1 protein-coding gene is annotated in these 16,162 nt (G+C 46.7%); it reads right to left on the bottom strand.

What is annotated here, in order from left to right:
* Nucleotides 1-39: 39 nt before the first annotated feature.
* On the bottom strand, nt 40-16,128 hold the full coding sequence (locus tag NQS30_RS10660) for a non-ribosomal peptide synthase/polyketide synthase (RefSeq protein ID WP_218791753.1): 16,089 nt from the start codon (nt 16,126-16,128) through the stop codon (nt 40-42).
* Nucleotides 16,129-16,162 lie beyond the last annotated feature (34 nt).

The raw sequence follows: 16,162 nt of genomic DNA, 5'->3' as shown, positions 1-16,162 counted from the left end.
GCCGCGGCATTCATGCCGGGACAGCCACTGCCCCTGTGATTAGAAATCCAATTCGATTGTGCTTGCGAGATGTTTACTTTTGTTTACTTTTTCGCTTAATTGAATGTCTTTTAAAGGAATGGATGGGTTTCTCATAATCGCCGAAAGGATCATGACGTAATCCTTGGCCAATACAGCAATGGTTTTCTTTTTAAACAGTTTCGTACAGTAATCAAAACTGCCCTGAATCTCATCTTGGTCTATTAAGAAGTTCAGCTGTAAATCCAACTTGGCTGCCGTCTCTGTTTGTTCATAAGGCCTGACTGCGAGAGAGTCCACTTCAATATCAGTTTGTTCGGTATTTTGCAGGACAAACATCGTATCAAACAATGGATTGCGGCTTAAGTCCCGTTTCACACCCAGTTTTTCAACTAATTCTTCAAAAGGATACTCTTGATGTTCAAAAGCCTTCAGCATGGTTTCTTTCGTTTCCGTTATATAATCCAAAAATGTCTTTTCCGCCATCGGAGCGGTGCGGATGGCTAATGTATTGACAAACATTCCGATAATGGGTTCCAAATCCGCATGCGGTCTCCCTGCAATAGGTGTACCGACAACGATATCATCCTGACCGCTGTATTTTGCCAGCAGTATGGAATAGGCCGAGAATAGAATCATGTAAGCGGTCGTTCCGGTCAATTCTTCCAGCTGCTTTATCCCTTGGGTGACAGTCTTATCGAGCGTAAAATTGTGCCTTTTCCCATCAAAGCTTCTAACCGGCGGTCTCGCAAAATCTTTCGGCAGCTCGAATGACGGGAGCTCTTCATGAAATACACCAAGCCAATACTCTTCCTGGCTCTTGATTCGTTCTCTTTGTTCTTTTTGATGTTTCCATTCCGTAAAGTCTTTGTACTGAATACGGAGCGGAGCTAACTCTTTGCCGTCATACAATTGAATCAGTTCTTCGACAAAAATATTCATGGAGGCGCCGTCCGTGATAATGTGGTGCATGTCAAACATGAAAATATGCAGGTCTTGTTCTAACTCGATGAGTCCGGCCCTGAGTAATGGAGCTTGGCTGAGATCGAACGGCCGCACGAAGGTCCGGAAACATTCCTCAACCTCGTCGGCTGTTGCTTTGTATCTTTCCATCGAAAACTCCACTTGCGATTTGATCACCTGCACCGGTTCTCCGCGGACCATTTCAAAACCGGTACGCAGCGATTCATGGCGCTGGATCAGTCTTTGGAAAGCGGTTTGCAAGCGATTCGTGTCGAGTTTTCCTTCTAATGTAAGAATTCCCGGCATATTGTAGCTCAGTTCTCCGCCTTCTATTTGTGTTGACAGGTAAACCATCTTCTGCACGGACGATACGGGATAGACATCTTTTGCTTTGGCTTTCGGAATATAGTCCGGTCCGTTGGTTTCAGCTTCTGCAATAGCTTGTGCCATTTCTTCAACTGTCGGACATTGAAAGACTTCTCTTAATGAAATGTTTTTGCTGAATTGCTTATGAATTTTGGCGATGAGCGTCATCCCCCGCAACGAGTGGCCGCCCAAATCGAAAAAGTTATCTTTTACACCTATTTCTTTTACCTTCAAAACGTCTTGCCAGATGCATATCAGCTGCTCTTCCATATTCGTCCGCGGAGCAACGTAGTCAGTCCCCGTTTGTAAACCTGCTTTAGGCATCGGTAATGCTCTTCGATTTACTTTTCCATTGCCGGTTAGCGGCAGTTTCTCCAGCTGGATGAAGTATGAAGGGATCATATATCCCGGTATTTGGCCAGCAAGTTTTTCTTTAAGCTGACTGATCGAGAGTGATTGCTCTGCTGTAAAATAGGCATACAAATCGCTTTGGCCATCGGTATTTTCTTTTGCTAGGACAACTGCTTCCTGTACGTGCTTGAGAAGAGCGGCTTCCACCTCACCGAGTTCAACCCGATAACCGCGGATTTTGACTTGATGGTCCCTCCTTCCCGCATATTCAATGTTTCCCTCGGGAAGGTAACGAGCCAGATCGCCTGTTTTATACATCCGTTGATTCGAGTCATATGGGTGCGGAACAAAAGTTTCGAGCGTCAAAGACTCCCTGTTATGATAGCCTCTGGCCAGGCTCACTCCTGAAATACAAAGTTCACCGACGATTCCGACAGGCTGAAGCGTTCCGGCTTCATTCAAAATGAAAATCTCCGTATTTGAAATCGGTTTTCCGATCGGCTGAAGCTCCTGATCTGTATCAGGATCGACGGTATACATGGTCACAACATGCGTCTCCGACGGACCGTAATGATTATGCAATGTGACTTGGTGTCGTGCCAGCATGTCACGCAGCATCCTTGTTGCGATGAGCTGTTCTCCCGCAGCGATGATGTGATCCACGCACTCGGCAAACGGTTCGAAATAGTGTTTCTCTGAGGCAAGGAGCTTAAGGAACGCTGTCGGGAGAAATGCTGTTTGTATCCCGTGCGTTCTGACAAAATCATTGAGCTGCCGTATGTCACGTTTTGCCTCATTGCCGATGATAAAGAGTGTTCCTCCGCTTGAAAGCGCGGAGAACATTTCTTGATAGCAGACATCAAAGCTCATTGCGGCAAATTGCAGCACTCTGTCAAAGCGAAGCTGCGTATGATCCTGCTCATAAGCGAGCAGATTCGTCATCGTCTTGTGCTCCAGCTGAACGCCTTTCGGCTGCCCTGTTGTGCCTGACGTGTAAATAACATACATTAAATCATTTTCCGAGCAGGAAAGATTAAGATTGTCTGTTCTGCCTTGATATAGTAACGGATCATCAAGCAGAAGCACTTCTCCTTCAAAGAGCGGCGGAATAGCGTGACCTGCACAAGTCAAAAGCACATCGGCACCGCTGTCTTTTAGCATAAAAGCCCGCCGTTTTTCGGGAAGCTCCGGATCGATAGGGAGAAATGCTGCGCCGGCCTTTAATATGGCTAAAATGCCGATGATCATATGTGCTGAGCGATCCGTGAGAACGGCAACAACCTGATCAGTGCAGGCACCCTTATCTTGAAGAACGCGCGCCAGCTGATTGGAACGTTCATTCAGCTGACGATAAGTCAGCGTCTGATTTCCAAACATGACGGCTTCATGATCCGGGTTACGCTCAGCCTGCTGCTCAAAAAGCTGATGAATCGTTGTCGGAATTCGTTTTTCCGCAACTGCAGTATCGTTAAAGAGTTGCTGAATGTCTCTTTCCTCTTCCTTGGTCATCATATTTAAACGAGCCAGCTCGGCCTCAGGCTGTTTAATAATCGAATCAACCAGCTGTTCAAAATGCCCCATCATCCGTTCGATCGTTTCCGGTTTAAACAGAGCCGTCAAGTATTCCAGCGTGAACTGAATACCCGCCCCTTCTTCCACAGCAGTTAAAGTTAGATCAAATTTCGCCATCGTATGTCCGTTTGGATATGGTTTGAAAGTGACGTCATTTATCTCTAACTGTTCCTGCTCCGTGTTTTGAAGCACAAACATGGTGTCAAACAATGGATTGCGGCTCAAGTCTCTGGCGATATTCAGTTGATCGATCAGCGCTTCGAACGGATAATCCTGATGTTCATAAGCTTTTAATGCATTCTCCTTCACTTCGGACAGATACTGAGAGAACGTCTTCCCTTTTTCAGGGTAATTTCTCATCGCCAATGTATTGACAAACATTCCGATAATCGGTTCCAAATCGGCGTGCGGTCTTCCCGCTATAGGACTGCCGACAATAATGTCTTCCTGGCCGCTGTATTTTGAAAGCAATAATGTATAAGACGCAAGGAGCACCATATATAAAGTCGATTCAGTTTGGGATGCCAGCTGCTTTAATCCGTCGCTTTTTTGCTTATCAAGCGTAAAATGCATTGTGGCTCCCGCAAAATCCCGTGCCGACGGCCGGATATAATCGGCCGGCAGATGAAGGACAGGAACGTCGCCGCTGTACAGCTCTAACCAATAGGCTTCTTGTTTTTGAATCTGCTGTAATCTCGCTTCGCCGGTCTGCCATACCGCGTAGTCCTTGTACTGGATGCGCAGGGGCGGTAATGTCTCTCCTTCATAAATCCGGATAAATTCTTTGATCAATACGCTCATGGATGTTCCGTCAGAAATAATGTGGTGCATATCAAACATCAGAATTCCGCGGTCAGGTTGAAGTTCAAACAGCCCTACGCGAAGCAGCGGCGGCTCATCCAGGTGAAAAGGACGAATAAATTGGCGGATATAAAGGTCCGCATCATCTTCTTCCCCTTGGTACCACTCTGCTTCAAACGCCGCGTGATCCAAGACATACTGAACAGGTTCTCCGTCAGCCATTTTAAAACCGGTGCGCAAAGATTCATGGCGCAAAATCAGCGTGCGGAAGGCTTGCTGCAGCTTGTCACGATCAAGCTTTCCTTCCACAGTCATCAGTCCCAGCATGTTGTAACTGAGTTCTCCGCCTTCCAAGTGATTCAGGATGTACAACCGTTTTTGTGCTGAGGATACCGGATAATAAGGTCTTTTTTCAATTGCAGGAATCGCGGCATACCCGGTCAGCTCCGTCTTCGTGATCGTCCGTGCGAGCTGTTCAATGGTTGGGAAACGGAAGACGTCCCGCAAAGGAATTTGGACATGCATTTGCTTTTGTATTTTTGCAATCAGCGCCGTTGCCCGCAGGGAGTGTCCGCCGATCTCAAAAAAGTGATCTCTGATCCCCACCTGCTCTAGTCCAAGGACATCCTCCCAAATTGCTGTCAGCTGGATTTCTGCCGAAGTTTGCGGCGGGACGTACTCTATGCCGCTGTCACGCTTTTTGACCGGAGCCGGCAATAACTGGCGATTCAACTTCCCGTTTGGCGTCAGCGGCATCTTATCCAGCTGCACAAAATGAGCGGGGATCATATATCCGGGTAAATGCCGGGCCATTCTTTCGCGCAGTTCACTGATCTGTATTGTCTTATCTGCTGCAAAGTATCCGCACAAGTAATATTCATCATCTGCATCTTTAAGGGCAGCTACGGCGGCTTCTTGAATATCAGGAACGTTCAGCATCACCGATTCGATTTCACCGAGTTCAATCCGAAAACCTTGAATTTTCACCTGATGATCAATCCGGCCGATATATTCAATATTTCCATCCGGCAGAAGGCGGGCCAGATCACCGGTTCTGTACATTCGGTCCTCCGGTACAAACGGATCGGCAACAAATTTTTCGTCCGTCAGTTCCGGCAGGTTCAAGTAACCCCGCCCGACACCGTCCCCTGCAATATACAGCTCGCCGTGGACGCCCTTCGGCTGCAGCCGTTTTTTTGAATCAAGAATGTACATTCGGTTTCTGCCTAACGGCTTGCCTATAGGGACATAGTTTTGGCTGCGTGCCCAAGCATCGGAAGAACATTCAATGTTGAACAGAGACGCGTCTACGCAAGTCTCCGTAGGCCCATATACATTAGTAATCCCAGGCGCAGCGCCATGCTCGCCGAATAATTGCTTGAGCTTATTTACCGTCGTTTTGGAAAGAGCCTCTCCTCCGATTAAAAGATGCTGAAGCGTGACTCCCTGCAAATCACCTGCAGCTATCAAAAGCTTTAAGTGGGCAGGTGTTCCGTCAGTGATGTCAATCGAATGCTGCCGATAGTAACGGCATAAGGCAGCACCGTCTGACACTATCTCTTTCGGAACAATAAACAAGGTATGGCCTGACAGCAAGGAAGCATACATTTGCTGAACAGAAGCATCGAAATAATATGGAGCGAGCATGGCTATATTCAGCTCCGCATCATAGGCAGAGTATACTTGGCGGCTCAGCCCTTCTATCAGGTGGATGACCTGGCGATGTTCAATTAACGTGCCTTTAGGCTTGCCTGTCGTGCCGGAAGTATAAATGGCATAGGCCAGTTGACTGGACTGATAAGAGAGTGCAAGACTGCTGTCTTTTTCGTGATAGAAATGTTCCTCCATGAGATCGATACATGTTCCTGAGAAGCCGATGTCATCCTGCAGCTTCCCGCAGTAAAGCAATACGCTGATGCTTGAATCATTTAAAATATAACGGATGCGTTCAGACGGAGAATCAGGATCTATCGGCAAATATGCACCGCCCGCTTTTAAAACTCCCAAGATGCCTACAACCATCTCAAGCGAGCGTTCAGTCATAATGCCGACAAGCTGATCCGCCTGCACTCCTTTTGCCTGCAAGGTTCGAGCAAGCTGATTGGCACGCCGGTTCAGTTCTTCGTAGGTGAATTGTTTACCCTCAAATACAACCGCTGTATTGTCCGGAGTACGATGCGCCTGTTCCTCGAACAACTCATGAATCGTTTTTTCACGCGGGTAATGCATGTCATTAGACTGAAAGCGGCTGAGCAGATATTCTTTTTCTTGCTGAGAGAGAAGCTCCAAATCTTCTATTTTGACAGACGGCTGCCGCAATACTTGCTGCATGAGTTTTTCAAAATGACCTCGGAGCCGCTCCACTTCTGATTTTTCATATTCGTTTTCATTAAAACCGAAATGAACGGCCAGCTGTTTGCCAGGTATGACAACCACATTCAAATCATAGTGGGAGTGTTCCTGCATATGAAAATTCGTAATGTTCAGCTCCGTACCATGATGTCCCGTCTCTTCGGCTTGCTGCCCTATCGGATAATTTTCAAAGATCATGATATGATCAATTAAGTTTTGCTTTTGTTCCGTTTGGGCCTGAATTTCGTATAAAGGATAGGTATCGTACGATTGGGAAGCCAGCGCGTTTTGTTGAACCATTTGCATCGTATCAGCAAAAGTGCTGTCCTCATCGCAGCGGATGCGAACCGGAATCGTATTGATGAACAGGCCGATCATCTGTTCCACATCAGGAATTTCCGCCGGCCTTCCCGACACGACACTGCCGAAGACAACGTCTGCGGACCCGCTGTATTTCTGTAATAATACTCCCCATAACGTTTGGATCAACGTATTTAACGTAACCTGATGCTGATTTGCGATCTGCTGTAATTGTTTTGTCTGTTCGTGATCAAATCGGCAGATCAAATTGGCATAAGCGTATTCTTTTTGTTCATGCTGCGCTATTTTATGAAGAAGCGTGGTTTCACCTTTATATCCTTCAAGATACCCGCTCCAGTACCGCTTTGCCGCTCCCTGATCTTGGCGGTCAAGCCACTCGATATAGTCGCTGTAAGGAACTGCCGATAGCGGTTCTGGTTCCCTGCCTTCCTGTAAGGCGCTATAATGATCAAACACTTCCTTCGTGATAAGAGACAGGCACCAGCCATCCATCACAATATGATGGAAGCTCCAAATCAAATGATATTTGCGGTCTTCCATCCGGAAAATCGCTATGCGCATCAGCGGATCCCGAGCCAAGTCAAATCCTTTTGCCTTATCTTCTCTTTGATAGGCTGCGATTGCATCCTCTCTCAGGTGCTCCTCTATATCACGCAAATCTGCAAAATGAATTTGCGGTGTTTGCGTTTTATAGACAATTTGTAAAGGAGTATCGTTCCAGCCGCTGTAAAAACGGGTTCTGAGCACGGCGTATGTTTCAAATAATCGTTCAAGGCTTGCTTTAAACCAATCAATCTTTAACTCTCCCTGCAAATCGAACGATGCTTGTTCAAAATAAGAACTTGAGGCCTCGTCCAACAGGCTGTGGAAGAGCATTCCTTTCTGCATCGGAGTGAGCGGATACACGTTTTCAACCTCACCTGCATGCGGCAGTTGAATGAGGAGCTGATCCAATTCGCCAATGGACATGCCCTTTAACAAAATATCGCTTGGTGTCAGTTCCGATTGTTCTTTATGAACGCAATGCGTAATGATGGTCCGCAGGCGGCTTTGAATCGTTTCCGATAACCGCATGATCGTTTCTTTTGCGTACTGTTTGCTGCTGTAGCTGATCGTAAGCTTCAGCCGGCCCTCGGTGATCATTCCGTTTATATTCAATACATACGGTCTTTCTTGATTTCCGCTTGAGTCTGAACCGCAAGAATAAGAAGATAATTGAACCCCATGCTGCTGTAAATCTTGGTCAAACTGTCCCAGGTAGTTAAAGCTGATCTCGGGATTTAGTTTCGATGGCATTCCGCCGCTTAAGTACCTTGCTATTCCATATCCGATCCCTTTATGCGGAATTTGACGCAATCCTTCTTTGGTCGTCTTGATATAATCAGAGATTTCTTTGCCCGGCTGCGCGTGCAGCACAACCGGATACAGACTTGTAAACCACCCGACCGTGCGGGAGATATCTATATCCTGTATAATCTGTTCGCGGCCGTGTCCCTCTAAATGAATCGGAATTTGTTCCAGTCCTGACCAATGCGATATGGAAAGACCCAGAGAAGTTAAAAGCAAATCGTTTATTTCCGTGTGATAAGCGCGATTCGCTTGTTTTAATAAGAGCTCCGTTTCCTCTTTCGTCCATTCCACAGCTGCTGTTTCACTGTCTTTTGCAGTTGTATGGGTTTCATGAAAATCTTTAGGCAGCGGTTTGACTTCGGTTTGTTCGATCTTTGTCCAATATTCCTGTTCTTGTTTTATGGTTTCACTTTGCGCGTATTCTGACAGTCTCTTAGCCCATAATTGGAAGGAGTCTGTTTTTTGCGGCAGTTGAATCACTCGCCCGTTCTCGGCTTGCTTGTAGCCGCTAACGATATCTTCCAGTAAAATGCGCCATGAAATCCCGTCTATAATCAAATGATGGATGGCAATGAGCAGATGATCTCCATTTGCGCATTGAAACAACCCGGCTTTCATTAACGGCCCATCACTTAAACGCATACTGCTTTGTATCTCATCAGCCTTGGCTTCAATTGTACGCCCCGGATCGGAATCTTCTTTCAGATTCAGGACTTCTAAGCGGTACAGTCCGCTTTGGGCGATTTCTTCATTCTGTGCCTCACAGCCATTTTCCGTAGTCCGGAACGTCATGCGGAGCGCATCGTGATGTTCAGCAAGCTTTTGCAGGGTTTGACGAAGCTGCGTTTCCTGAAAACCTTCCGGCGCATGCAGCATGACGGCTTGATTGTAATAATGCTGATCTGTCGTTATATGATCAAAGAACCAATGCTGAATAGGAGTCAGGCTGACTTTTCCTTTGACCTCACCTTGATCGGCTATACGCAGATTCTGCTTGATATGCGGACTCAATTCTGCAATTGTTGCATATTGAAACAAGTCTTTGATTTCCATTTTGTATCCTTGCTGATTTAATCTGGAGGATACTTGAATGGATTTAATGGAATCTCCGCCAAGGTCAAAGAAATTATCAAGAATACTGACGTTTTCAGCGCCTAATACCGATTCCCAGGCAGAAACTAATATTTCTTCCGCTTTTGATCGGGGAGCTTTATACTCTGCTCTGTCCTGCAGCTCGAAATCCGGAGCCGGCAGCCCTTTTTTGTTTATTTTTCCGTTAGAAGTTAAAGGCATTTCATCAAGTTCGATAAAATAAGCCGGAACCATATAACCCGCCAGACTGTGTGACAATTGTTTCCGGAGCCGGGCTGCCGTTGTTTGCCCGCCGCTCACGTAATATGCACACAATTGTTTAAACCCGTGGACATCCTCTCTGGCTGTAACGACAGCTTCCTTGATCGCTTCTTCTTGAAGCAGTGCCGCCTCGATCTCGCCTAATTCGATACGATAGCCTCTGATTTTCACTTGTTCATCTATTCTGCCCGCATATTCAATGTTTCCGTCCGCCAGCCACTTCGCCAAATCTCCGGTCTTATACATCTTCGCTCCGGGTTCAAACGGGTCATCGACAAATTTCTCTGCCGTTAATTCGGGACGGTTCAAATATCCTCTTGCCACACCGGCGCCGCTGATATAGATCTCTCCCGGGACACCGATCGGCGCGGGTTTCATATTCTCATCAAGAACGTAAATGCTCGTGTTTGCCGCAGCGGTTCCGATCGGTACCGATTCCCGTCTGTCCTTTGCGGCATCGTAACGGTAAATCATGCAGCCGACAACAGTTTCCGTCGGTCCGTACTCATTGCATATTTCAATCCGGCCTTCGAACTGTTCATGAATGCTGCGGGCTAACCGGGTGCTTAAGTTTTCCCCGCCCACAATCATTCTTCGGACAGCCGTTTGATCGGCAATGTTCATTTCTTTCAAAACCTGCAAATGGGCCGGGGTCAATTTAATGATATCCACCCTCGGGTCCCGCACAATCGATTCAAGCAGAGCTGTTTTATCCTCTCCGTCATAGACGATGATTGCATTGCCTGTGACAAGCGGCGTGAAAATAGAAGTCACCGTCAGATCAAAAGAAATTGACGAATACAATGGGAAGTTGGCTTTCTCGCCTTTTACATAAACCTCTTTCGCCCACCAAATATAATTGGTCAAGCCTCGGTGCTCGATTAGTACGCCTTTTGGCCGGCCTGTGGAACCTGACGTATAAATGACATATGCCAAATGGCTCGCATCATTTATCGGAGCAAGGTCAGAGCCATCTTGGTGATAAGAACTTTCATCATCAAGTAAAACCGTGACGCCTTCATAGGCAAGCTGTTTCCTGACGTCCCGCTGCATTAAAACGATTCCGGCTTGGGAGTCATCCAGCATATACCGGATGCGGTCTTGCGGATATTCCGGATCTATAGGGACATAGGCTCCGCCTGATTTTAAAACGGCAAGGATTCCGACCACCGATTCGATGCTGTTTCTTGTGATGATGGCTACAGGCTGATCCGTCTGCACTCCTTTCGCTCTTAACGTTCGCGCCAGTCGGTTGGCCCGCTTATTGAGCTCTCCGTACGTGAGCTGCCTGTCCTTATCAATGACGGCTGCTTGATCGGGCGTACGCTGCGATTGCTCTTCAAATAATTGATGAACCGGCGTCTGCGGAAACGGCGCGGCCGTGTCGTTAAGCGTCTGCAGAAGGGTTCTTCTTTCGCCTTCCGTTAACAATTCCGCTTGATCCACCCGGATATCCGCATCTGTCACGACTTGATGCAGGATTTGCATGAAATGTTCCCGAACTCGCTCTATGCTTGCCCGCTCATACACATTTGCATTGTATTCAAAAGAGATGTTCATCTCGTCGCCCGGTATAACGGTCAAATTAAAATCGTAGTTGGTCTGTTCTTCCATTTGTACGTTGGAAATCGTGATGGATGTTCCGTTTTGGCGGCCTATACTTTCCATATACTGATCAACCGGATAATTTTCGAATATCATTAAATGTGTAATTAAATCTTGCTTTTGCGTTGTACGCGCTTGAATATCGTACAGTGGGTGCGTCTCAAATTGTTGAGACGCTACAGCCCTTTCCTGCGCCTCTTTCATAAGCCCGGCAAACGTTGTCCCGGCTTCACACCGAAACCGGACGGGAATGGTGTTAATGAATAAGCCGATCATGGTTTCCACGTTTGGAATTCCAGCGGGTCTTCCGGATACAACACTTCCAAACACAACGTCCCGGCTACGGTTATATTTCTGCAGCAAAACCGCCCATGCCGTCTGCAGCAGCGTGTTCAGCGTGACATGATGCTTGCCTGCCGTCCGCTTCATTTTCGAAGTGAGATCGGAGCTTATGTCACACGTCACTTTTTCAGGAACGTATCGTCCGTCTTCCGCTGCATGGTGATCCTTAGGAAGGCCGGTTTGCTCCTCATATCCCTCCAAGTACTGATCCCAATAAGCCGTGGCCTCTTTCGCATCTTGCCGGCCGAGCCATTCAATATATTGACTGTACGGAGTAATTGACGATTGTTCAGGCTGTTTTTGCTGAAGCAAAGCAAAGTAATTCTCGAAAATTTCTTTTGTAATCAGCGGCAGACACCAGCCGTCCATCAAAATATGGTGGAAACTCCAGATAAAACGGTATGTCTTTTCATCCGTACGAAGGATGAATAACCGCATTAACGCGCCTTTTTCTAAGTCGAACCCCCGCATCTTATCTTCTCTGGCATACTGCTGAATCATCGCTTCTTTTTGAGATTCCTTCATCTCTCGTAAGTCATTGAATTGAAAACCGATTTTTTTCGTTTTGAATATGATTTGGAGCGGCTGATCCTTCCAGCCTCTGTAAAAATTCGTGCGGAAAATATCATATTTTTGCGATAAGCCGTCCAAGCTTTTTGAAAATGAATCAATTTCCAGATCTCCATGCAGATCAAACATCGTTTGCTGAAAATAAGCACCAGAATTCGGATCAAATAAGCTGTGAAACAGCATGCCCTTCTGCATCGGCGTTAATGGATAAATATTTTCCGCTTCGCCTAATTCACGCGTCTGCTCCAAAAGCTGTTCCAGTTCGTCGATTGAGATGTCTTTTAACAGGATGTCACTTGGTGTGAGAGAAGTCTGCTGCCGGCTTACGCAATGCGCAATGACTTCTTGCAGACTTTCTTTCAACCCCCGGGCAAATTGCGCCATAGTAGATCTTTCGTATTGTTTGCTGCTGTAGCTCAGTGTCAGTGATAATGTCCCTTCGGCAATCATGCCATTCAAATCAAGCACGGCCGTTCTCTCTTGGTTTTCGTTCATTGACAACCCTGTGGAAAAAGGCGAGATGCGCAAAGCCTGATGCTTCAGGTCTTGGTCAAATTGTCCCAAATAATTAAACGATATCTCCGGATTCAGCTGCAGGCTGTCGGCTTCCGAGTGCCCGGATATATATTTGATGATGCTGTAATTCATTCCTTTGTCAGGGATACGGCGCAGCCCTTCTTTTACGATCTTGATCCGCTGCGACAGGTTTTTTCCGGCTTCCATCCTCAGGACGACAGGGTACTGGCTTGTGAACCATCCTATCGTGCGGGAAATGTCAGCATCCGGAATAATCGGTTCTCTCCCGTGGCCTTCCAAATTCACGACAATGTCTTCCGTGCCTGTCCACTTGTGAACAGCCAGCCCTAACGAAGTCAGCAGCAGATCGTTGATATCCGTGTTGTAGGCGCGGTTCGCTTGTTTTAATAATTGCTCCGTTTCCTCTTTTGTCCATTGAATCGTCACTTCTTCGCTGTCTCTTAATAACGATCCTTCGCTGATAGTGTCCTTAGGCAATGGCTGAGGCTTTATACTTGAAAGCTCGGTCCAATACGCAATCTCCTCTTCCATATCGGTTTCCGCCGCATATTTGGACAATTGATCGGCCCAGGATGGAAACGAGTCTGTTTTTTGCGGGAGCTGGATCGTTTGTCCGCGTTCTGCCTGCTCATAACCGCTTGCAAAATCTTCGAGCAAAATACGCCAGGATACACCGTCAATCAGCAAATGATGAATTGCAATCAGCAAATGATCTCCGTCCGGACATTGGAACAAACCGAGCTTCATCAATGGCCCTTTGTCTAATACCATGCTGCTTTGAATCTCATTCGCTTTATCGGCAATCGCTTGAGCCGGATCGGTTTCCCCTTTATAATTCATCACTTCCAGATGGAATAGTTCACTTTCATCTGTTCCTGTAATTCGCGGAGCGTATCCATCCGGCGTTTTTTCAAAAATCATCCTCAAGGCATCGTGATGCGACGCGATCCGTTCCATCGTCCGGCGAAGCGGGCCCTCTTTAAAGCCTTCCGCCGAATATAACATGACGGCCTGATTGTAATGGTGTGCATGCGGCATTTTTTGCTCAAAAAACCAATGCTGTATCGGGGTCAGCTTGGTTCCGCCATTCACTTCTCCTTGATCAGCCACCCTGCTGACCGGTGCTACAAACTGACTAAGTTCAGCAATCGAGGGGTGTTTAAACAAATGCTTCATATCAATCTTGTATCCGGCTTGATACAATCTGGATGACACCTGAATTGATTTAATCGAATCTCCGCCAAAATCAAAGAAATTATCCAAAATTCCTATACGTTCTGCCCCTAATACTTCTTGCCAGATAGACGCCAGCAGTTCTTCTATTGTGTTCCGCGGGGCTATGTATTCGTTTTCCGCCCGCGTATTTTCGTCAGCAGCAGGCAAAGCTTTCAGATCAATCTTCCCATTGGAAGTGAGCGGAATGCGTTCCAAAGGAATAAAGCGGGAGGGAATCATATAATTCGGCAGTTCCCGGGATAATTCTTCTCTGAACTGCGCAGCGGTCAAAGAAGGCTCGCCGACATAATAGGCATACAATTGTTTGGCCCCGTCTGCGTCTTCCCGCGCGACGACTGCGGCTTCACGAACGTTTTCCAGATTGAACATGGCTGCCTCTACCTCGCCGATCTCAATCCGGTAGCCGCGAATTTTCACTTGATGATCAATCCGCCCTAAATATTCGATTCTTCCATCCGGCAGCCATCTGGCGAGATCCCCCGTTTTATACATCTTTTGACCAGGGACATGCAGATGCTCCACAAATTTTTCCTCCGTCAATTCAGGCCGATTGAGGTAGCCGCGGGCCACTCCCGCTCCTCCGACATACAGCTCTCCCGGTACGCCGATCGGCTGGATTTGATGGTGCGCTCCTAAAATATAAGCTTGATGGTTGGCCACCGGGCTGCCGATTGTGATCTGTTCATCAGCGGACTGAACAGGGTGAAATGTAGATACCACGCTGTTTTCTGTCGGTCCGTATTCATTATTGATCCGAATGCGAGGCTGCAGAGAATGCAGCTTCTCAACTGTATCTGTTTCCAGCTGCTCACCGCCTACAACAACATGCTGAACATGGATGAAATCCTCTCTGTTCATCTGTTCGATCATCGTTTTCAGAAGACGGGGAGAAGTTGAGAAATGAGTAATTCTTTCTTGTTTTATGGCATTTTGAATGGCGAAAGTTTCTTTATTCTCTTCATTAGGCAATAGGTGCAAAGTTGCTCCTGAGATGAGCGGGCCGAAGAAATTTAAAATGAACGCATCAAAAACATACGGGTACAAGACAAGTACGCGATCCGCCGGAGAATGCTTGAAAAACGCCTTCTTCCACTGAAGCGAGTTCACAATGCCGCCGTGTTCAACCATGACCCCTTTCGGCTTTCCTGTTGTACCCGACGTATAAATGACATAGGCTAAATGGCTGTGTCCCGCTACTGGTGATAACAATGAGCAATCGGCATGGTATGATGTTTCATCATTCAAATCAATCACCGGGCCGTCAAAGGCGAGGCTGTTTTTTAAATGATGCTGAACAAGGAGAACGTCTGCATCCGCATCATGAAGCAAATATTGAAGCCGCTCTTTTGGATATTCAGGATCCAGGGGCACATAAGCGCCCCCTGCCTTCCAAACAGCTATAATGGATACGATCATCTCTAATGAACGATCAGCGAGAATGGCGACTAACGTATCGGGTTGAACCCCGCAATTACGCAATGTTCTTGCCAAACGGCTCGCCTTCTCATTTAGTTCCCTGTATGTCAAATGGTCGTTTTTAAACTTGACGGCCGCATGCTCAGGCGTTCTTTCTGCCTGCTCTTCAAATAATTGATAGACTGTTCTGCTCCCGGAGAAATCTCTGACGGTGTCGTTAAAATCAAACAATAGCTTCTGTTTTTCCGCTTCCGGTAAGATCTCTGCCGTATGGATCGCGGCTTGAGGCTGAAACAGGATCACAGACAGCAGCTGATCCAAATGGGATACAATTTGATTGATATAGCGCTCATCGTACAGATTGCCGTTATAAAAAAGCTTCAAATGAATCCCGTTGTTCTCCAAATCAAAGTGAAACAGCGTATCGGTTGCAGTATCTTCTTTACATTGCAAGGAATGAATTTCGTTAAGCGAAACGACGGTATGAATCAAAGGCATATGCTCGTCATTGTATTGCACGCTCAGATGCCGGGCCATTTTTCTAAACGGCAGGTTTTGATTTTTCAGAGAATCATTAACGGCTTCTTTCAGCTGCCCGAATACGGTTTTAAATGTGCTCTCGTTTGAAAGCGTATTTTTTAAGAGGACAATGTTGTTAACGGCTGACTGGCCGGCTTTTTGCTTCGATACCGTTGGAATGCCAAGAATCAGGCTCGTGCGATCCGTATATTTATACAACAAGCATTCAATACCCGCCAATAAAATCAGATAGGCCGCCATATCGGAATGATTCGCCATTGTCATAATTCTTTGAGATACTTCCGGAGATAAGGAACGGCAGATGCATTTTTCCTGGTAGCCGGTACGGGCCAACGACGCTTTATCCGCTGCTTTAAAGTAAGGGAATGCGCTTAGGCCGTCTTCTTCATCAAACAGGTTTTCCCAGTACGTTTCTTGAGTTTTAAATACCGACATTGGAGCACCTCATTTTATATATTTTAAAGAAATA

The organism is Bacillus sp. B1(2022) (assembly GCF_040259625.1).
Taxonomy (GTDB): Bacteria; Bacillota; Bacilli; order Bacillales; family Bacillaceae; genus Bacillus; species Bacillus velezensis.
Note: the sequence above shows the minus strand (reverse complement) of the source record. Positions and strands in the feature narration are given on the sequence as shown.

Excerpts from the sequence above, each read along its gene's own strand:
- NQS30_RS10660 (WP_218791753.1), bottom strand. The coding sequence starts at position 16,128 with ATGTCGGTATTTAAAACTCAAGAAACGTACTGGGAAAACCTGTTTGAT.